The following is an 18,696-nucleotide window of genomic DNA, read 5'->3' on the forward strand; positions in this document are numbered from 1 at the left end:
TCCAATAACCGGGTGGTAGGCAAAGCCGGGCTATCGGCACTAAGATGGTTCCATGCTGTCGCAGTCTTCTCTTGTTGTGGCTCTGGTGTGCCTGCTTGCCGTGCTGGCGGGGGTGCTGCTGGTTGGCGTGCACCGTCGGCGCATCCACGACCTGCAGCAGCGCCTGGACGCGGTGCTGGCGGCCTCCACCGATGCCATCAGCTTCGAAGACCTGGACGGCGCGGTGGTCGGCTGGAACCCGGGGGCCGAGGCCTTGCTGGGCTACACCGCGCAGCAAATGCTGGGGCAGACGCTGCGGCGGCTCGTACCTGCCGACCGCCAGTTTGAGGAAGATGCACCATGGGAGGCCCTGGATCCGGCCATCCGCACCGTGGAGACGGTGCGCCTGCACCAGAATGGCAGCCTGGTGCCGGTGTCCATGGTGCTGGTGCCGCTGGTGGATGCCCACGGGCAGCGCACGGGCATGGCGCGGGTGCTGCGCGACACCTCGCGCCAGCAGGTGTCGGCCGAGCTGATCCAGTCCATGGCTTTCAACGACGGCCTGACCGGCCTGCCCAACTGGCGGCTGCTGCGCGACCGGATCTGGCGCGCCCAGCTCAACAGCGCGCGCCAGCGCTCGTACTTTGCGGTGCTGTACGTCGATGTGGACAACTTCAAGGCCGTCAACAACGTGCATGGCCGCGCTGTGGGCGACCAGGTGCTGGTGGAGGTGTCGGTGCGGCTGATGGCCGCCATCCGCCAAAACGACACCGTGGCCCGGGTGCGCGGCGATGAATTCGTGGTGCTGCTGGAAGACCTGGGCAGCAAGGAAGTGTCTGCCGCCCACCACGTGAACACCGTGGCCGACAAGATCTGGGACATGCTGGAGCGCGACTACACGCTGGGGGCGCTGCACGTGCGCTGCACCGCCAGCATCGGCATCCAGCTGCGCCTGGGCGGCAATGGCAGTGTGGACCAGATCATCCAGGCCGCCGATGCCGCCATGGCCCAGGTCAAACAGGGCCGCCGGTCGGTGGCGCGCGGGGTGTTCGGCGGGACTTAGCGACGTTGCACTTTGCCCGGCTGGTCAGCGCTGGCCGGCACCACGCCCGTGGCATGGCGCTGGTTGTTGCACACATCGTGGCTGATGGCCAGGTTCTCCAGGTGGCTGTTGCCGCCCTCGCTCAGGGGTTGGATGTGCTCCAGCGTGGCCGCTGCGGGCAGCACGTGCTGGCCACACACCCAGCAGGGCACCACGCCGTGCAGTTGCCGGGCCACGGTTTTGTAGATCTTGTCGCGGGTGTGCCCGAGTCGGCTCATGGGAATCTTAGGGGTTGATTTGCTATGTATTGTATAGCTGCTCGTGCTCATGGAATAAGCGCTAGGGGCTGATTTTTTATAAATTTAACCGCCCAGCAAGCGCTGCGCCAGGTCGGCGGTGGTGGAGGCCTTGTACTTGCGCATCAGGCCCGCCCGGTAGATTTCCACGGTGCGGTGGCTGATGCCCAGCAGTTTGGCGATTTCTTTGGAGGTGAGGCCCGTCATCACATGGGCGGCCACCTCGCGTTCGCGCGGGGTCAGGGCGGCCTTGACCGGGCGGCGGGACGACAAATCTTCAAAGCTCCAGACCCCGGCGGCGTGCGGCGCGTTGCGGTCAAAGGCGCGGCCCATCACGTGGCACCAGAAGGCTTCGCCTTGGAAGCGCCCGCCTACGCGCTGCATGACGCGGTCGTCGGCGTAGTGGCCCTTGGCATCCATGGTCAGCGCGATGCGTGCACCGGTGCGCTCGAACTCCACGGCGGTGGGGTAGAGCACCTGGAACGACTGGCCGATGAGCTGGTCGCGGTCGGCCCCAAACATCTCGCACAGGTGCTGGTTGCAGTCCACAATGGCGCGGTTGCGCGACACCACCAGGCCCACCGGGGCCAGCGCAAACGCCAACTTGTAATCCACGTCCATAGTGCAAACCCTTTACGAAAAACTACGTAGCCCAATAGGTAGTATCGTTCTGCCAGATTTTTAACCGGAGAACTGTGTGAACAAAATTTTCCCCTCTGCCGCCGAGGCGCTGAAAGGCGTTGTGCAAGACGGCCAACTCATGGCCGTGGGCGGCTTCGGCCTGTGCGGCATCCCCGAGGCGCTGATCGACGCACTGCGCGACTCCGGTGTCAAAGACCTCACGGTGATCTCCAACAACGCGGGTGTTGATGGCTTTGGCCTGGGCAAGCTGCTGGAGACGCGGCAGATCAAGAAGATGATCTCCAGCTACGTGGGCGAAAACAAGGAGTTCGAGCGCCAGTACCTGGCCGGTGAGCTGCAACTCGAATTTACCCCCCAGGGCACGCTGGCCGAGAAGCTGCGCGCCGGTGGTGCGGGCATTCCGGCCTTCTTCACCAAGACCGGTGTGGGCACCCTGGTGGCCGAGGGCAAGGAACTGCGCGAGTTCGACGGCCAGACCTATGTGATGGAGCGTGCCTTGGTGCCCGAGGTGTCGCTGGTCAAGGCCTGGCGCGCCGACAAGTCCGGCAACCTGCAGTTCCGCCTGACGGCCCGCAACTTCAACCCCGCCGCTGCCATGGCGGGCAAGGTCTGCATCGTGGAAGTCGAAGAGATCGTGGAAACCGGCAGCATGGTGCCCGACCAGGTGCACCTGCCCGGCATTTACGTGCACCGCATCGTGCTCAACGCCACGCCCGAAAAGCGCATCGAGAAACGCACCATTACAGAGAAAGCAGGAGCATAAATATGGCCTGGAACCAAGACCAAATGGCGGCCCGCGCGGCCCAGGAGCTGGAAGACGGCTTTTACGTGAACCTCGGCATCGGCATCCCCACCCTGGTGGCCAACCATGTGCCCGCCGACAAAGAGGTGTGGCTGCAAAGCGAAAACGGCATGCTCGGCATCGGCCCGTTTCCCACCGACGACCAGGTCGATGCCGACCTGATCAACGCAGGCAAGCAAACCGTGACCACGCTGCCCGGCTCGGCCATCTTCGGCAGCCACGACAGCTTTGCCATGATCCGCGGTGGCAAGATCAACCTGAGCATTCTGGGTGCCATGCAGGTCAGCGAGAAGGGCGACCTGGCCAACTGGATGATCCCCGGCAAGATGGTCAAGGGCATGGGCGGCGCGATGGACCTGGTGGCGGGCGTGAAGCGTGTCATCGTGCTGATGGAGCACGTGGCCAAAAAGCGTGACGGCACCATCGACCTGAAGATCCTGCCGAACTGCACCCTGCCGCTGACCGGCGTGGGCGTGGTCAACCGCATCATCACCGACCTGGCGGTGATGGACGTGACCCCCGCCGGGCTGAAGGTGGTGGAACTGGCCCCCGGCGTGACGCTGGAAGACCTGCAAGCCCAAACCGGCGTGAAGCTGGTGTGAGTTTTAGGGGGCCAGCCGCAGCAGCTTGCCGCTATCGGTCAGCAGCAGGATGGCCCCGTCTTTCGCCTGCGCGACATCCCGAAACCGCTCATTGCGGTCAGCAAGAAGTGCCTCGCGGGTCAGTACCGCCGTGGGGCTGATGGTCATGCGCCACAGCGTCTGGCCCGCCAGCGAGCCCGAGAACAGGTTCCCCTTCCACTGCGGGATCAGACTGCCGGTGTAGAACAGCAAACCCGCCGGGGCCACCGAGGTGGGCACCCAGTAGGTCAGCGGCTCCACATAGGCGGGCGCATGCACGCCACCCCCGATGCGGCAGGCATCGCCCACGGGCGAACCATAGTGGCAGCCGTAGCTTTTTACCGGCCAGCCATAGTTGGCCCCGGCGCGGGCAATATTAATCTCGTCGCCACCCTGCGGGCCGTGCTCGCTGACCCACAGCTCCCCGGTGTCCGGGTGCAGTGCCGCCCCCTGGGGGTTGCGGTGGCCCAGGCTCCAGATGCCGGGCAAGGCGCCGCTCCCCAGCGCCGGGTTGCCAGTGGGGATGCTGCCATCGCGCGCAATCCGCACCACCTTGCCCAGGGTCTGCGCCAGGTCTTGCGAAGGGGTGAATTTTTGCCGTTCGCCCATGGTAACGAACAGGGTCTTGTCGCGGGCAAACACCAGGCGCGCGCCGAAGTGGCCGGTGCCGGTGGTTTTGGGCTGCTGGCGCAACAGCACGGCCACATCTTGCAGCGCGTTGCCCACCAACCGCCCACGGGCTACCGCCGTGCCGGTGAGCCCGGCATCCGCACCGCTGCCAGACTCGGAATAGGCCCAATAGACCCAGGGCGCGGTGGCAAAGTCGGGGTCGATCGCCACACCCAGCAAGCCGCCCTGGCCACTGCTGGTGACGGGCAAGACACCGCTGATCGGCGTGGTGCTGGCACCATCTGCGCTGACCCGCAGCAGGCTGCCGCTTTTTTGGGTAACCAGCAGTTCGCCCGACGGCAGCACCGCCATGCCCCAGGGGCTGGACAGGCTGCTGGTCAGCGTGGTGACGGTGGGCTCCACCACGGCGGCGGGCGGGGTGGCTGCGCTGCTGCCGCCTCCGCCACAGGCCACCAGGGCAACGGTTGCGACCAGCAAAGACAAGGGAACGGGTGAGAAAGGCATGCTGCGAACTCCTGAAAAGGGGCTCCGCAGCCGAGGTGCGCGGGTGGCACGGGAGGCGGTGGAGCGGGTGAAGGGGATCGAACCCTCGTATCGAGCTTGGGAAGCTAGCGTTCTACCATTGAACTACACCCGCTAAGGTGACCGGATTATAGGGGCCGTAAAACCCTAATGTGTGATGTAACCCATGGTCTGCGGCAGCCACAGCACGATCTGTGGAAACACGGTGATGGCCAGCAGCAGGCACAGCAGCATCAGCAAAAACGGCCAGCCCTCTTTCATCATCTCGCCGATCGGAATGCCGGTGAGCGCCTTGGTCACAAACAGCAGCATGCCAAACGGCGGGTGGATCAGGCCGATCATCATGTTGAGCACCACCAGTACCCCAAAGTGCACCAGGTCCACCCCCAGCAGCTTGGCCGCGGGCAAGAGCATGGGCACAAACACCAGAAGTAGGACAGACACGTCCAGAAAGCAGCCCAGCACCAGAAACATCACGTTTACCAGCAGCAGAAACTGGATGCGGGACAAGTGCATGCTGTCCACCCACATCGCCATGCCCTGGGGCACGCCTTCGGCGGTGAAGGCGTAGTTCAGCATGAAGGAGCCCGCCAGGATCAGCGTGATCACCGCGCTGCCCCGGGTGGATTCCATCACCACACCCCAGAAGCTGCGCCAGGTGAGCGCCCGAAACACCACCGCCGCCAGAATGAGCGCGTGCAGCGCGGCCACGGCAGCCGCCTCGGTGGGCGTAAAGGCCCCCGAGTAGATACCGCCCAGCAGCACGATGGGCATGGACAAGGGCAGGGCACCACGGAAGATCAAACCCGCCCACTCCGAGCGCGGCACGGGTTCGTCGCGCGGCATATTGCGTTTGACGGCAATGATGTGCACCACGCCCATCATCAGCCCGGCCATCAGAAAGCCCGGCACCACGCCACCCAGAAACAGCGCCCCGACCGATGCGCCTGACACCATGGCATAAATCACCATGGGAATACTGGGCGGAATGATGGGCCCCAGCGTGGCGCTGGCCACCACCACGGCACCGGCAAAGCCGCGTGTGTATTCGGGCTTTTTGAGCATCTGGCGTATCGTGACCAGGCCCGGCCCGGCGGCATCGGCAATCGCGCTGCCGCTCATGCCCGAGAAGATCACGCTGACCAGAATGTCCACCTGTGCCAGGCCACCGCGCATGCGGCCCACCAAAATGCGGCAGAAGTCAAAAATCCGCTCGCTCACCGTGCCCGCATTCATGATGTTGGCGGCAAACACAAACAGCGGCACCGCCAGCAGCACATAGCTGTTGTACAGGCCGTTGCCTACCTGCTCGGCCACCAGGCCTACGTCCTGGCCCTTGACCAGCAGGTAGGCAATGCCGGAGGCCAGCATGGAAAAACCGATAGGCATGCGCAGCAGCAAACCGGCCACCAGCACGGCAACCAAACTCCAGAGACCCGTGGTCATAGTCGTAACTCCGCTTCCAAGCCGATACCGCGCACGGCGTTCCAGATGGCCCAGGCGCTGCGGATGACCAGGGCGATCAGCAACAGCACGAACGGCAGAAAAATCCACATGAAGGACACGCCCAGCACCGGCGAGCCTTCGCGGGACATGAAGTGCACATAGTCCCAGCTGGCCGGAATGGCCACCAGCGACAGCCCGCCCAGCATCAGGTTACCCACGATGCACATCACCTGGCGGGTGCGGTAGTTGGCGCTGTTCCACAGCAGGTCGAACACCACGTGCTCCCGCTCGGGCACCACGGCGGCAGCCGCCCAGAGGATCACCCAGACGTACAGAATCACGGCGGCCTCATCGGTCCAGGGCAGCGGCTTGTTGAAGCCAAAGCGCGCCGTGATCTGGACTATGAACACCGCGAACAGGGTCAGAAAAAGGCCACCCCCCAGCAGGTTGGCGGCCTGTTGCAATCTGCGCAACATACGGGCGACCGTGGCTTACTTGGTCGCGTTGATGCGGTCCAGCAGGCCCTTGGGCCAGACCTTGGCGTAGTCCGAGGCCTGGTAGGTGGCCTGCACCGACTTGCGAAACGCCTCCACATCCGGCGTGTTGACCTGCAGGCCCTCTTTCTTGAAGAACTCCACCAGCTGGCCTTCTTCCTTGAGGCGGTTTTCGTTGTTGTAAGCCGCTGCGGCCTGGGCGGCGGCGGTGACCTTTTGCTTCTGCGCGGCGTTCAGGGCGTTGAAGCTCTTGCTGGCGATGGCAATGAAAATGCCGTCCACCAGGTGGCTGGTCATCACGACCTGCTTGGTCACCTCGTAGAACTTGGCGGCGCGCACCGAGGGCAGCGGATTGTCCTGGCCGTCGATGGTGCCGGTTTTCAGGCCCATGTAGACCTCGCCAAAGGCCAGCGGCGTGGCCGTGGCACCCAGCGCCTCGCCCAGGAACAGCCACTCCTTGGAGCCGGGCATGCGCAGCTTCACGCCTTTGAGGTCGGCAGGCGTTTTGACCGGCTTGGCTTCGCGCAGGTTGATCTGGCGGGTGCCCAGGTAGACGGTGGCCAGGGGCGTGACTTCCATCTTTTCAGACACCAGCTTGAACAGCTCGGCACCGATGGGGCCGTTGAAAATCTTCTGCTGCTGGTCGGGGTCGCGCACCACATAGCCTGCGGTGAAGATGGAGAACTCGGGCACCAGCTTGGCAATATCAAAGGCCGAGATGCTCGACAGCTCCAGGTTGCCGCGCGCCATGGCCGCAGGCTCGGTGCCTTGCTTGAACAGCGTGGCGTTCAGGTTGATCTGCACATCGAATTCGCCGGGTGCAGTTTTTTCCAGCTGCTCTTTGAACACCGTCCACATCTTGGCGTGCCAGTCGTCGGGTACGGCGGGGGTGGAAATGCGCAGCACCGTCTTGGTTTGCGCCAATGCAGGCAGGGCGGGCAGGGCGCTTGCGCCCAGGGCGGCGGCGGCGCCCAGCAGGGTGCGGCGGTTCAGGGTGGATGTTGTCATGGTTGTCTCCTTGGGTTTTTATAGAAATGTCAGTCTGCGCAGCATTACACCCGGTCCAGCGCCGCGCCCAATGCCCGGTAGCCGTCACGCACGGCTTGCAGCTCGGCGCTGTCCAGCGGGCTCAGGGGTGCACGCATGTGCAGCCAGGCTGCATCGCCGGTTTGCTCGGCCAGCATGGCCTTGTACACGCCCACGAAAGGCATGCCGGGCTTGGCCGACAGCAGGGCCAGCAGATCGGTGATCAGCTTTTCGTCGGCGGCGGCCACGGCGTTGGGCGCATCAATTACCCGGCGCATCAGCTTTGGTGCGATATTGGCCAGCCCGTTGATGGAGCCGGAGCCGCCCTGGCACAAGACGGGGGCTACGTGCAGCTCGGCTCCCACCAAAATCGCCAGCGCCGGGAAGGCCTGGGCCAGCGCCAGGGAATGCGCCAGGTCGCCGCTGCTGTCTTTCACGCCCACCACCTGGCCGGGGTGGCGCTGCACCAGTTCGGTAATGGCGGCGTGCGAGAAGCCAAACGTGCTCATGAACGGGAAGTGGTAGAGCAGCAGCTTCAGGCCGTCGTCGCCAATGCCACGCACCACCTGCGACACGGCATCCACAATGCCGGCATCGCGCGGCTGGTTGAAGAAGAACGGCGGCATCAGCATCTGGCGGTGTACGCCCAGGCGGCTGGCGTGCTGGCCCAGCGTGATGGCGTCGCCCAGGGCCAGCGCGGTGATGGTGACGATGACCTGGTCGGCCCGTATGCCACTGCCCAGCATGGATTCGAGCAAGCCGGTGCGCTCGGCGATGGTGAAGGCCGGGCCCTCGCCGGTGGTGCCAAACAGGGTGATGCCGTCGCACCCGGCTTGCAGCATGCCGTGGGCGTGGGCGATGGCGCGGGGCGTGTCCAGTGCGCCAGTGGCGCTGACGGGCAGCAGCAACGCGGGCCAGAGGCCGTGGATATCAGGGTTCAAGAGGTGCTCCTTGGGGTGTGGGGTGGGATGTGGGGTTGGGTCAGGGGGATTCGTTCGTTGCGCACGGTTTCCAGCGGCGCATCCACCACGCGACTGCGGGCGCTGTGGATGTGGGCTTCCAGCAGTTCGACGGCCAGCGGGGCGTTGCGGCTGCGCAAGGCATCGATGAAGCGCAGGTGCTCCTGCATGGCGGGGATCAGGCGGCTGGGGGTGATCACGCTGTGCTCCAGCTTGATCAGGCGCACCCGCAGGCTGTTGACGCGGTACATCTCGGAGATGATGTCGTTGCCCAGTGCGTCCACCATGCGGTCGTGCAGGCCCCAGTCCACCGCCTGGGCATCGTCGAGCAGGCCGTGGTCGTCCAGGGCATCGGGCGCATGGGCGCGCTCCAGTATTTGGCGGTGGCTGGCCTCGATGGCGGCCAGCTCTTCAACGCTGGCGCTGTGCGCAAAGTGCCGCACCGCCTCGCACTCCACCATGGAGCGCACCTGGAAGGCGTTGCGGATCAGCTTCAGGTCCACCGGCGTGACCTGCAGGCCGCGCTGGGGCACGGTTTTCAGCAGGCCGCCCGCTTCCAGGCGGGGAATCATCTCGCGCACCGCGCCCAGGGGCATGTCCAGCAGCAGCATCAGCTCGCGCTGCGAGATGAACTGCCCTGGCCGGATGCCGCCCGTGAAAATCTGCTGCGTAAAGCCCTGGTAGGCGCGGGCACGCTGGCTCGTCGCGTTGCTATTGAGGGAGGCGTTGGCCAGCTTTGTCATAGCTGACATGTTAGTCGGAGTGCAGTCTTTCCCACCCCAGACAAACCCTGTGTTGGCAGGGTCCGCGGCGGACTTGGGGGGCTCCTTAGCCCGCGTGTTTCACCATCACATGCCGCACGCAGCTGTAGTCTTCCAGCGCGTAGAGCGACATGTCTTTGCCGTAGCCCGAATGCTTCATGCCGCCATGCGGCATTTCCGACACCAGCATGAAGTGGGTGTTGACCCAGGTGCAGCCATATTGCAGGCGCGAAGCCACCTGCATGGCCAGGCCCACATCGCGGGTCCATACCGAGCTGGACAGGCCGTATTCGGAGTCGTTGGCCCAGGCAACAGCCTGCTCCACGTCCTTGATGCGGGTGACGGACACCACCGGGCCAAACACTTCGCTGCGCACGATTTCATCGTCTTGCAGGGCACCGGCCACCACGGTGGGTTTGTAGAAAAAGCCTTTGCTGCCCCAGGCTGCGCCGCCGGTGGTCACTTCCACATGGGGCAGTTGCGCGGCGCGGTCCACAAAGCTGGCGACGCGGTCGCGCTGGCGGGCCGAGATCAGCGGGCCCATTTCCACGCCCGGCTCCTGCTGCGTGCCCACCTTGATGCCGGAGACGGCGCTGCTCAGGTCGGCCACCAGCCGCTCATAAATCTTTTCGCCCGCGTAGATGCGGCAGGCGGCAGTGCAGTCCTGGCCTGCGTTGTAGTAACCGAAGGTGCGCAGGCCTTCGACCACGCTGGGCAGGTCGGCATCGTCGAGCACGATCACCGGGGCCTTGCCGCCCAGCTCCAGGTGGGTGCGCTTGATGCCGCGGGCGGCGGTTTCCATGATCTTGCTGCCGGTGGAGACATCGCCGGTGAGCGATGCGATGCGGATACGCGGGTCGCGGATCAGCGGGGCACCCACGGTGTCGCCCCGGCCACAGACGATGTTGACCACGCCCGGCGGCAGGATGGTGGCCAGCACTTCGCCCAGGCGCAGGGTGGTCAACGGCGTGTTTTCCGAGGGCTTGAGCACCACGGTGTTGCCCATGGCGATGGCCGGGCCGATCTTCCAAGCGGCCATCATCAGGGGATAGTTCCAGGGGGCGATGGAGGCCACCACGCCCAGCGGGTCGCGCCGCACCATGCTGGTGTGCCCGGCCAGGTATTCGCCCGCCAGCGGCCCCGACAGGTTGCGCAAGGCCCCGGCGAAAAAGCGAAACACATCGGCAATGGCCGGTATCTCATCGTTGCGGGCGGCAGCCAGCGGTTTGCCGCAGTTCAGCGATTCCAGCGCGGCAAATTCATCGCCGTGGCTTTCAATCGCATCGGCGATCTGCAGCAGATAGGCGCTGCGGTCGCGCGGGGTGAGTGCGGCCCAGGCGGGGAAGGCCTGGCTGGCGGCATCCACGGCCAGGCGCAACTGGTCGGCGCTGGCTTCGCGCACTTCGCACAGCACTTCGCCGGTGGATGGGTTGAGCACGCTTTCCGCGCGGCCTTCGCCGGTGACGGTGCTGCCGTTGATCAGCAATTGGGTGGGGAATCGTGGTACGGCCATGGTGGAGCTTCCAGGAGGTGGGTGGAGGGGGAAATCATTGCGCGCCGGGGCTGGTGTCGGTGTCGCGGGTCAGCCGCCAGGCCAGCAGGATCAAGGGCATGGTGAGCAGCATGACGGCCATGGCGACCACATTGGTCACCGCCACTTCGCGCGGGCGGCTCAGTTGGTTCAGCAGCCACAGCGGCAGGGTTTTCTCGCTGCCCGAGGTAAAGGTGGTGACGATCAGCTCGTCCACCGACAAGGCAAAGGCCAGAATCCCGCCCGCCAGAAGCGCCGTGCCCAGCTGGGGCAGGATGATGTAGCGCAGGGTGGTCAGCGTGTCGGCTCCCAGGTCCATCGAGGCCTCCACCAGCCGGGCAGGCAGGCGGCGCAGCCGGGCGACCACGTTGTTGTGCACCACCACCACGCAAAACGTGGCATGGCCCACGGCAATGGTCCAAAAACCGGGGTTCACGTCCATCAGTTTGAAAGCCGCCAGCAGGGCCAGGCCGGTGACGATGCCCGGCAGCGCAATCGGCAGGATCAGCAGGGTGGTGAAGCCGTCCTTGCCAAAGAAGCGGTCGCGGTTCAGGGCCGCTGCTGTCATGGTGCCCAGCACCATGGCGATCAGGGTGGCCATGGCCGCCACGCCCATCGACAGGCTGATGGCTTGCAGAATGTCTTCGCGCTCCCAGGCGCGGGCGAACCAGCGCAGCGTCAGCCCGCGCAGCGGGAAGCTGTAGCCGCCGTCGTCGCTGTTGAAGGCATACACCACGATGAAGAGCAGGGGCAGATGCAAAAACGCCAGCCCCGCATAGGCCGCCGCGCGCAGCAAGTGTGCGGATTTAAAGCGCATTAAAAGCCCCCAGTCGGCGTGCAAAACCCAGGTAAATGGTGATCAGCACGATCGGCACGCAGGTGAAAGCCGCCGCCATCGGCAGGTTGCCTATCGTGCCCTGCAAGGTGTAGACCATGCTGCCGATGTACAGGCCGGACGGGCCCACCAGCTGCGGAATGATGTAGTCGCCCAGGGTCAGCGAGAAGGTGAAGATCGAGCCCGCCACCACGCCCGGAAACGCCAGCGGCCACAGCACGGTGCGAAAGGTCTGCAGCGGCTTGGCCCCCAGATCGGCCGAGGCCAGCAGCAGGTTGCCCGGCACGCGCTCAATCGCCGCCTGGATAGGCAGCACCATGAATGGCAGCCAGATGTAGGTGAACACCAGGAATCGTCCCAGATTCGAGGTGGCCAAGGTTTCGCCACCGATGGCAGGGATGCTCAGCACCGCCTGTAATGCACCCCGCAGGCCCAGGTGGTCCAGCACCCAATAGACCACGCCGCCTTGCGCCAGCAGCACCGTCCAGGCATAGGCCTTGACGATGTAGCTGGCCCACATGGGCAGCATCACCCCCACGTAGAAAAAGCCTTTTTCCCAGCCCTTGGCGTGGTGGGCCATGTAGTAGGCCATCGGGAACCCCAGCACCACCGTGCCCAGGGTGACCGCCACGGCCATGGCCAGGGTGCGCAGCACGATGTCCAGATTGGCGGCGACCAGCAGGTCCTGGAAGTTTTGGCTGGTCAGCTCGGGCGTGACCGACATGGCCATGTCGTCGAAGGTGAACACGCTTTGCACCAGCAGCGTCAGCAGCGAGCCCACGTAGACCACGCCAAACCACAGCAGTGGCGGGGTCAGCAACAGCAGCAAGGTGAGGTTGCGGCGCTGGTACAGCAGGTTTGCCAGGCGGCGGCGCAGCCCGCCCTGGGGGGCCGCCAGCGGGGGGAGGGCGAGGGAATCAGGCATCCAGCGCCACCATGTGCTCTCGGGCCCAGTGCAGTGCCAGTGCGGCTCCTGGCGCGGTTTGGGCTGCCAGGCCGCTAGCAACCTCGTTGTCTTGCTGCAGGGCAGTAATCATCTGGTCGCCAACCTGGATCTCAAGGCGCTGGGCGGCCCCCAGGAACTGCACCGCCACCAGCGTGCCCTCCACCTGCACGCGACCCGTTGGCGTTGCCGCGCCTGCGGCAGCGATGGCGATGTGCTCCTGGCGCACGGCGAATGCCTGCGGGGTACCGGTGATGCGCTGCGCCAGGGCGGTATCCACCACGTTGGCGCTGCCCACAAAGTTGGCCACAAAGCGCGTGCGCGGCTGGCGATACAGTTCGCGCGGCGTGGCGATCTGCTCGATCTGCCCGCGGTTGAAGACGGCGATGCGGTCGGACATCGACAGGGCTTCGCTCTGGTCGTGCGTCACGTAGACAAAGGTGATGCCCAGCTTGCGGTGCAGCACTTTCAGCTCCACCTGCATCTGCTCGCGCAGCTTCAGGTCCAGCGCGCCCAGGGGCTCGTCCAGCAGCAGGATGCGGGGCCGATTCACCAGTGCGCGGGCCAGTGCCACCCGCTGGCGCTGGCCGCCGGAGAGCTGGGCCGGGGTGCGCAAGGCGTGGTCGGGCAGGGCCACCATGTCGAGCGCCTCGCGGGCCTTGGCGTGGCGCTCGGCCAGCGGCATCTTGCGCACCATCAGCCCGTAGGCCACGTTGTCCAGCACGTTCATGTGCGGAAACAGGGCGTAGTCCTGGAACACGGTGTTCACGTCGCGGGCATAGGGCGGCGTGCCTGCGGCTTCCTGGCCAAACAGCGTCAGGCTGCCGCTGCTGGGCTGCTCAAAGCCTGCCATCAGGCGCAGCGAGGTGGTCTTGCCCGAGCCCGAAGGCCCGAGCATCGAGAAAAATTCGCCTTCCTGCACCGTGAAGCTCACCCGGTCCAGCGCCTTGACGCTGCCGTAGTGGCGGGACACGCCGCTAAAGGCAATCGCATCTGACCCCACCTTCAACCCCACCACCTTCAGCGCCCGCCCATGATGGCGATGTAGTCCATGGTCCATTTGGCGTAGGGCACGCAGCTGCCCTGGGTGCTGCATTTGGCCTGCGGCGTTTTCCAGAATTTGACCTCGGTGAATCGGTCGTAGCCGTTGTCCTTGCAGAAGTCACTGCCGCCCGGTGCCTTGGCTTTGCAGGCGGCACCCACCACCGGGTTGGCGCCAAACCACTCGGCCAGCGGGGCCTGCAGCTTGTCGCTCAGCGAGTGCTCCATCCACTTGTAGGCGCAGTTGGGGTGCTTGGCATTGATGTGCAGCATGGTGGTGTCGGCCCAACCGGTGACACCTTCCTTGGGGATGGTGGAGGCCACGGGCTTTTTCTCGGCCTGCAGCGCGTTCACCATGTAGCCCCAGGAGCCGGAGGCCACCACGCCTTCGTTCTTGAAGTCGTTCATCTGCACCGTGGAGTCGTGCCAGTAGCGGTGCGTCAGGGCTTTTTGGCCGCGCAGCAGCGCCAGCACGGCGGCGTATTGTTTGTCGTTGAGTTCATACGGGTCCTTGATGCCCAGCTCGGGCTGCTTGCCCATCAGGTAGAGCGCGGCATCGGCGATGTAGATGGCACCGTCATAGGCTTGCACCCGGCCCTTGTTGGGTTTGCCATCGGGCAAGACCGTGGGTTCGAACACCACCGACCAGGACTTGGGGGCCTCTTTGAACACGCTGGTGTTGTACATCAGCACATTGGGGCCCCACTGGTAGGGCACGCCGTAGTGCTTGCCGCCCACGGTATGCCAGTCGGCGTTTTGCATGCGTGCGTCCACGTTTTTCCACGAGGGCACCAGGGCCGGGTTGATTTCCTGCACCAGCTTGGACGCTACCAGGCGCAGGCTGGCATCGCCCGAGGCCGTCACCAGGTCGTAGCCGCCCAGCTTCATCAGTGACACCATCTCGTCCGAGGTGGCGGCAGACTTGGCGTTCACCTTGCAGCCGGTTTCTTTCTCGAATGCTGTCACCCAGTCGTAGGCCTTGTCGGTTTCGCCGCGTTCGATGTAGCCCGCCCAGGCAATGATGTCGAGCCGACCTTCGCCCTTGCCGATGGCCGTGGGTGGGGCAGCCAGCACAGAGGCGGCAGCGGCGACGGCCAGCAGGCCGGTAGAGATCACGCGGGTGGTGGACATGGGGAATTTCCTCACTTTGGGGTTCGGGCAATAGAGCTGGTTGATCTTAGGAGTCGCTGCCCAGCCCAGCCATACCCCCGCGCCAATACAATCCATCGGTAAAACAGAAACCTTGCACCAGTTCACGTAGAAATAGTGATTAACCCTAGGTCCCAAGCTGGTGCGTAGCCCGGTTTCCCATCGGAATCGCCCAAAACAGTGCTTATTTGTCTAGTTCTGTGTGAGTATCCCGCCCCATGAGCACCTCCTTCAAGAGCATTCGGTATTTCATAGCGGTGGCCGAATCGGGCTCGATAACGGCGGCCATCCACGACCTGGGTGTGTCGCAGTCGGTGGTGTCGCAAGCTATCGCCCAGATTGAGGCCGATTTGGGCACGCTGCTGTTTGACCGCCGTGCGCGGGGCATGTCCTTGACGCACGCGGGCCACCAGTTCCTGCGCCACGCCCACCAGATCGAGGTGGCCATGCGCAATGCCCGCGATGCCCTGTCGTCGCGGCCCCACACCGTCACCGGCAGCCTGAACATCGGCGTGACCAGCCTGATGGTGGGCTACTACCTGCCGTTTCTGCTGGACCGCTTTCGCCGCGTGTTCCCGCGCATCCAGGTGCAGATCACCGAGGACCGGCGCGATTACCTGGAGCACCTGCTGGTCAGCGGCGAGCTGGATGTGGCCTTGATCGTGGTGTCGCAGTTGCAAAACCCGCGTGCCCTGGCCACCGAAACCATTTTGCGGTCGGGCTGGCGCGTGTGGTGCCCGGTGAACCACCGCCTGGCCAGCGAGGCCAAGGTCGAGGCCGCCGACCTGGCCCAGCAGCCGCTGGTGCTGCTGCAGGTGGATGAGCTGGGCGATGCCACCACCGCACTCTGGAACGCCGGGGGGGCCGAGCCGAATGTGCTGATCCGTACCTCGTCGGTCGAGGCGGTGCGCAGCTTGGTGGCTACCGGCGCGGGCTGCTCGGTGCTGCCCGACATGCTGTACCGCCCCTGGTCGCTGGAGGGCGACCGCATCGAAGCCCGGCCCCTGGCGCACAGCCTGCCGCTGCTGGAAGTGGGCCTGGCCTGGCGCAAAGGCGCGGTTCTGGCCGAGCCGCTGCGCAACTTTTTGACGGCGGTGCGCCCCACGCTGGACGGGCACCACACCGGGGCCCATGGCTTGCCGCGTTGAAGTCCTGCGGACTGCGGGAGCACGGCGATAATAGAAGGCTCCATAGACCCATGGGACTTACGCAGCGTCCTCGGTATCGCCCGCTGGGCGCACAGAGGACGCTGCGTAAGTCCTGACCCACCCGTCCGAAGAATGAACGACATGACCCAGCCCGTTTTCACCGTTGCCGACATCCGCAAGACCTTCCTCGACTTCTTTGCCTCCAAGGGCCACACCGTGGTCGCCAGCAGTTCGCTGGTGCCGGGCAACGACCCCACGCTGATGTTCACCAACTCCGGCATGGTGCAGTTCAAGGACGTGTTCCTGGGCACCGACAAGCGCCCCTACGTGCGCGCCGCCTCGGTCCAGGCCTGCCTGCGCGCCGGTGGCAAGCACAACGACCTGGAAAACGTGGGCTACACCGCCCGCCACCACACCTTCTTCGAGATGATGGGCAACTGGAGCTTTGGCGACTACTTCAAGCGCGAGTCGCTGCACTGGGCCTGGGAACTGCTCACCACCGTGTACAAGCTGCCGCCCGAGCGCCTGCTGGCCACGGTTTACGAAGAAGACGACGAAGCCTTCGACATCTGGACCAAAGAAATTGGCCTGCCCCCCGAGCGCGTGATCCGCATCGGCGACAACAAGGGCGGCCGCTACAAGAGCGACAACTTCTGGATGATGGCCGATACCGGCCCCTGCGGCCCCTGCAGCGAGATCTTCTACGACCACGGCGACCACATCGAAGGCGGCCCCCCGGGCAGCCCCGGTGAAGACGGCGACCGCTTCATCGAGATCTGGAACAACGTGTTCATGCAGTTCAACATGGCCGAAGACGGCTCGGTCACCCCGCTGCCCGCCCCCTGCGTGGACACCGGCATGGGCCTGGAGCGCCTGGCCGCCATCCTGCAGCACGTGCACAGCAACTACGAAATCGACATCTTCGACGCGCTGATCAAGGCCGCATCACGTGAAACCGGTGAACAAGACCTGGGCCACAAGAGCCTGCGCGTCATCGCCGACCACATCCGCGCCACCTCCTTTTTGGTCAGCGACGGCGTGATCCCCGGCAACGAAGGCCGCGGCTACGTGCAGCGCCGTATCATCCGCCGCGCCATCCGCCACGGCTACCTGCTGGGCCAGACCAAGCCCTTTTTCCACAAGCTGGTGCCCGACCTGGTGGCGCTGATGGGCGCGGCCTACCCGGCCCTGGCGGCGCAGCAAGAGCGCATTGTTGAAGTCTTGAAGACCGAGGAAGAGCGCTTCTTCGAGACCCTGGCCATGGGCATGGAAATCCTGAACACCGCGCTGGCCGACGGCGTGCAAGTGCTGCCCGGCGACGTGGCCTTCAAGCTGCACGACACCTACGGCTTCCCACTGGATCTGTCGGCCGATGTGTGCCGCGAGCGCGGCCTGTCGGTAGACGAGGCTGGTTTCACCGCCGCCATGGAAGCCCAAAAAGCCAAGGGCCGCGCCGCAGGCAAGTTCAAGATGGATCGCGCGCTGGAATATACCGGCACCGACAACACCTTCGTGGGCTACGAAAAACTCGAAGCCACTGCAAAAATCGTAGCACTCTACGCTGATGGGGTGAGCGTAGCAGCCCTGAAAGTAGGCCAAACCGGCACCGTGGTGCTGGACACCACGCCGTTCTACTCCGAGAGCGGTGGCCAGGTCGGCGACGAGGGCGTGATCACCAGTGGCTCGGCCCGCTTTGCGGTGGGCGACACGCAAAAGATCAAGTCCGATGTGTTCGGCCACCAGGGCACGCTGGAAGCCGGTACTCTGAACGTGGGCGATACCGTCACGGCCAGCGTCAACACCGCTTTGCGCGCCGCCACCCAGCGCAACCACTCGGTCACCCACCTGATGCACAAGGCCTTGCGCGAAGTGCTGGGCACCCATGTGCACCAAAAGGGCAGCCTGGTGAATGCCGAGCGCACCCGCTTTGACTTCACCCACAACGCCCCGGTGACCGACGCGCAAATCCTGCAGATCGAGGCCATGGTGAACGCCGAAATTCTGGCCAACGCCGCCACCCACGCCGAGCTGATGGACATCGAATCCGCCCAGAAGACCGGCGCGATGATGCTGTTTGGCGAAAAGTACGGCGAAATCGTGCGCGTGCTCAGCATCGGCAGCACCCAAGAACTCTGCGGCGGCACCCACGTGCAGCGCACCGGCGACATCGGCTTGTTCAAGGTGGTGGCCGAGGGTGGCGTGGCCGCAGGCATCCGCCGTATCGAAGCCATCACCGGCGAGGGCGCTCTAGCCTACCTGCAAGACCTGGAGCGCACCGTGACCCAGGCCGCAGGCAGCTTCAAGGTGCAGCCCGCCGAGCTGCAAGCCCGCGTCACGCTGGCTCTGGACAGCATCAAGGCGCTGGAGAAGGAAGTCGCCCAGCTCAAGGGCAAGCTGGCCTCCAGCCAGGGTGACGAGTTGGTCAACAGCGCCATCGACATCAACGGTGTCAAGCTGCTGGCCGCCAAGCTCGAAGGTGCCGACACCAAGACCCTGCGCGACACCATGGACAAGCTCAAGGACAAGCTGAAAACCGCCGTCATCGTGCTGGCCGCCGTCGACGGCGACAAGGTGCAGATCGCAGTGGGCGTGACCAAGGATAGCGTAGGCAAGGTGCAAGCCGGAGCCCTGGCCAACTTCGTCGCCAGCCAGCTCGGCGGCAAAGGCGGCGGCAAGCCCGACATGGCCATGGCCGGTGGCACCGAGCCGGGCAAACTGCCAGCAGCGCTGGCATCTGTTCAAGCCTGGGTGGCTGAGCGCGTGTAATCCCAAGCGCTATAAGAAAAAGAGCTGCCTGTGCTGGTGTGACCGGCGCAGGCGGCTCTTTTTG

The 18,696-nt window shown here is 64.8% G+C and carries 18 protein-coding genes and 1 tRNA gene; 5 read left to right on the forward strand and 14 right to left on the reverse strand.

Annotation, left to right across the window (positions count from 1 at the left end):
* Nucleotides 1-52: 52 nt before the first annotated feature.
* Entirely contained in the window at nucleotides 53-1,042 is a 990-nt protein-coding gene (locus AC097O_RS19340; RefSeq protein ID WP_479594489.1) for a diguanylate cyclase domain-containing protein, read from the forward strand.
* On the opposite strand, the gene AC097O_RS19345 is transcribed toward AC097O_RS19340, so the two are convergent.
* Nucleotides 1,039-1,299: an HNH endonuclease gene (locus tag AC097O_RS19345; RefSeq protein WP_479594490.1), complete on the reverse strand. Its 261-nt coding sequence runs from the start codon at nucleotides 1,297-1,299 to the stop codon at nucleotides 1,039-1,041. The genes AC097O_RS19340 and AC097O_RS19345 overlap by 4 nt on opposite strands.
* 84 nt (nucleotides 1,300-1,383) lie before the next feature.
* Complete coding sequence (locus AC097O_RS19350) at nucleotides 1,384-1,938, reverse strand: LuxR C-terminal-related transcriptional regulator (protein WP_479594491.1); 555 nt, start codon at nucleotides 1,936-1,938, stop codon at nucleotides 1,384-1,386.
* A gap of 76 nt (nucleotides 1,939-2,014) precedes the next feature.
* On the opposite strand from AC097O_RS19350, the gene AC097O_RS19355 reads away from it, so the two are divergent.
* Complete coding sequence (locus AC097O_RS19355) at nucleotides 2,015-2,722, forward strand: CoA transferase subunit A (RefSeq protein WP_479594492.1); 708 nt, start codon at nucleotides 2,015-2,017, stop codon at nucleotides 2,720-2,722.
* Between the two features lie 2 nt (nucleotides 2,723-2,724).
* On the forward strand, nucleotides 2,725-3,363 hold the full coding sequence (locus AC097O_RS19360) for a CoA transferase subunit B (RefSeq protein WP_479594493.1): 639 nt from the start codon (nucleotides 2,725-2,727) through the stop codon (nucleotides 3,361-3,363).
* A 3-nt stretch (nucleotides 3,364-3,366) separates the two neighbouring features.
* Here the strand turns inward: AC097O_RS19360 and AC097O_RS19365 are convergent, their stop codons facing one another.
* The 12 genes from AC097O_RS19365 to AC097O_RS19420 form a co-directional block, all read right to left on the reverse strand.
* Nucleotides 3,367-4,515: a PQQ-dependent sugar dehydrogenase gene (locus AC097O_RS19365; protein WP_479594494.1), complete on the reverse strand. Its 1,149-nt coding sequence runs from the start codon at nucleotides 4,513-4,515 to the stop codon at nucleotides 3,367-3,369.
* A 59-nt stretch (nucleotides 4,516-4,574) separates the two neighbouring features.
* Nucleotides 4,575-4,648, reverse strand: a tRNA-Gly gene (locus AC097O_RS19370).
* A 32-nt stretch (nucleotides 4,649-4,680) separates the two neighbouring features.
* The gene (locus AC097O_RS19375) at nucleotides 4,681-5,979 is read right to left on the reverse strand and encodes a TRAP transporter large permease (RefSeq protein ID WP_479594495.1); all 1,299 of its coding nucleotides are present in this window, start codon (nucleotides 5,977-5,979) and stop codon (nucleotides 4,681-4,683) included.
* Nucleotides 5,976-6,455: a TRAP transporter small permease gene (locus tag AC097O_RS19380; protein WP_479594496.1), complete on the reverse strand. Its 480-nt coding sequence runs from the start codon at nucleotides 6,453-6,455 to the stop codon at nucleotides 5,976-5,978. The genes AC097O_RS19375 and AC097O_RS19380 overlap by 4 nt, the downstream gene beginning before the upstream one ends.
* Before the next feature lie 15 nt (nucleotides 6,456-6,470).
* Nucleotides 6,471-7,481, reverse strand: coding sequence for a sialic acid TRAP transporter substrate-binding protein SiaP (locus AC097O_RS19385; protein ID WP_479594497.1), 1,011 nt, complete (start codon nucleotides 7,479-7,481; stop codon nucleotides 6,471-6,473).
* A gap of 44 nt (nucleotides 7,482-7,525) precedes the next feature.
* Nucleotides 7,526-8,440: a dihydrodipicolinate synthase family protein gene (locus tag AC097O_RS19390; RefSeq protein ID WP_479594498.1), complete on the reverse strand. Its 915-nt coding sequence runs from the start codon at nucleotides 8,438-8,440 to the stop codon at nucleotides 7,526-7,528.
* Nucleotides 8,437-9,210 carry a GntR family transcriptional regulator gene (locus AC097O_RS19395; protein ID WP_479594499.1) on the reverse strand — a complete coding sequence of 258 codons (774 nt, stop codon included), beginning with the start codon at nucleotides 9,208-9,210 and terminating at the stop codon, nucleotides 8,437-8,439. Before AC097O_RS19395 ends, AC097O_RS19390 begins: the two co-directional genes overlap by 4 nt.
* Before the next feature lie 76 nt (nucleotides 9,211-9,286).
* Complete coding sequence (locus AC097O_RS19400; protein ID WP_479594554.1) at nucleotides 9,287-10,705, reverse strand: gamma-aminobutyraldehyde dehydrogenase; 1,419 nt, start codon at nucleotides 10,703-10,705, stop codon at nucleotides 9,287-9,289.
* Between the two features lie 61 nt (nucleotides 10,706-10,766).
* Nucleotides 10,767-11,567, reverse strand: a complete 801-nt coding sequence (locus AC097O_RS19405; RefSeq protein ID WP_479594500.1) for an ABC transporter permease — start codon at nucleotides 11,565-11,567, stop codon at nucleotides 10,767-10,769.
* Nucleotides 11,557-12,510: an ABC transporter permease gene (locus AC097O_RS19410; RefSeq protein ID WP_479594501.1), complete on the reverse strand. Its 954-nt coding sequence runs from the start codon at nucleotides 12,508-12,510 to the stop codon at nucleotides 11,557-11,559. The genes AC097O_RS19405 and AC097O_RS19410 overlap by 11 nt, the downstream gene beginning before the upstream one ends.
* On the reverse strand, nucleotides 12,503-13,531 hold the full coding sequence (locus AC097O_RS19415) for an ABC transporter ATP-binding protein (RefSeq protein WP_479594555.1): 1,029 nt from the start codon (nucleotides 13,529-13,531) through the stop codon (nucleotides 12,503-12,505). Before AC097O_RS19415 ends, AC097O_RS19410 begins: the two co-directional genes overlap by 8 nt.
* A gap of 17 nt (nucleotides 13,532-13,548) precedes the next feature.
* Nucleotides 13,549-14,700 carry an ABC transporter substrate-binding protein gene (locus AC097O_RS19420; RefSeq protein ID WP_479594502.1) on the reverse strand — a complete coding sequence of 384 codons (1,152 nt, stop codon included), beginning with the start codon at nucleotides 14,698-14,700 and terminating at the stop codon, nucleotides 13,549-13,551.
* A 236-nt stretch (nucleotides 14,701-14,936) separates the two neighbouring features.
* Between AC097O_RS19420 and AC097O_RS19425 the strand changes: the two genes are divergently transcribed.
* Entirely contained in the window at nucleotides 14,937-15,866 is a 930-nt protein-coding gene (locus tag AC097O_RS19425; protein WP_315188978.1) for a LysR substrate-binding domain-containing protein, read from the forward strand.
* A gap of 141 nt (nucleotides 15,867-16,007) precedes the next feature.
* Nucleotides 16,008-18,632, forward strand: a complete 2,625-nt coding sequence (gene alaS / locus AC097O_RS19430; RefSeq protein WP_479594503.1) for an alanine--tRNA ligase — start codon at nucleotides 16,008-16,010, stop codon at nucleotides 18,630-18,632.
* Nucleotides 18,633-18,696 lie beyond the last annotated feature (64 nt).

It is taken from the genome of Rhodoferax sp. LS1P39, from assembly GCF_056521425.1.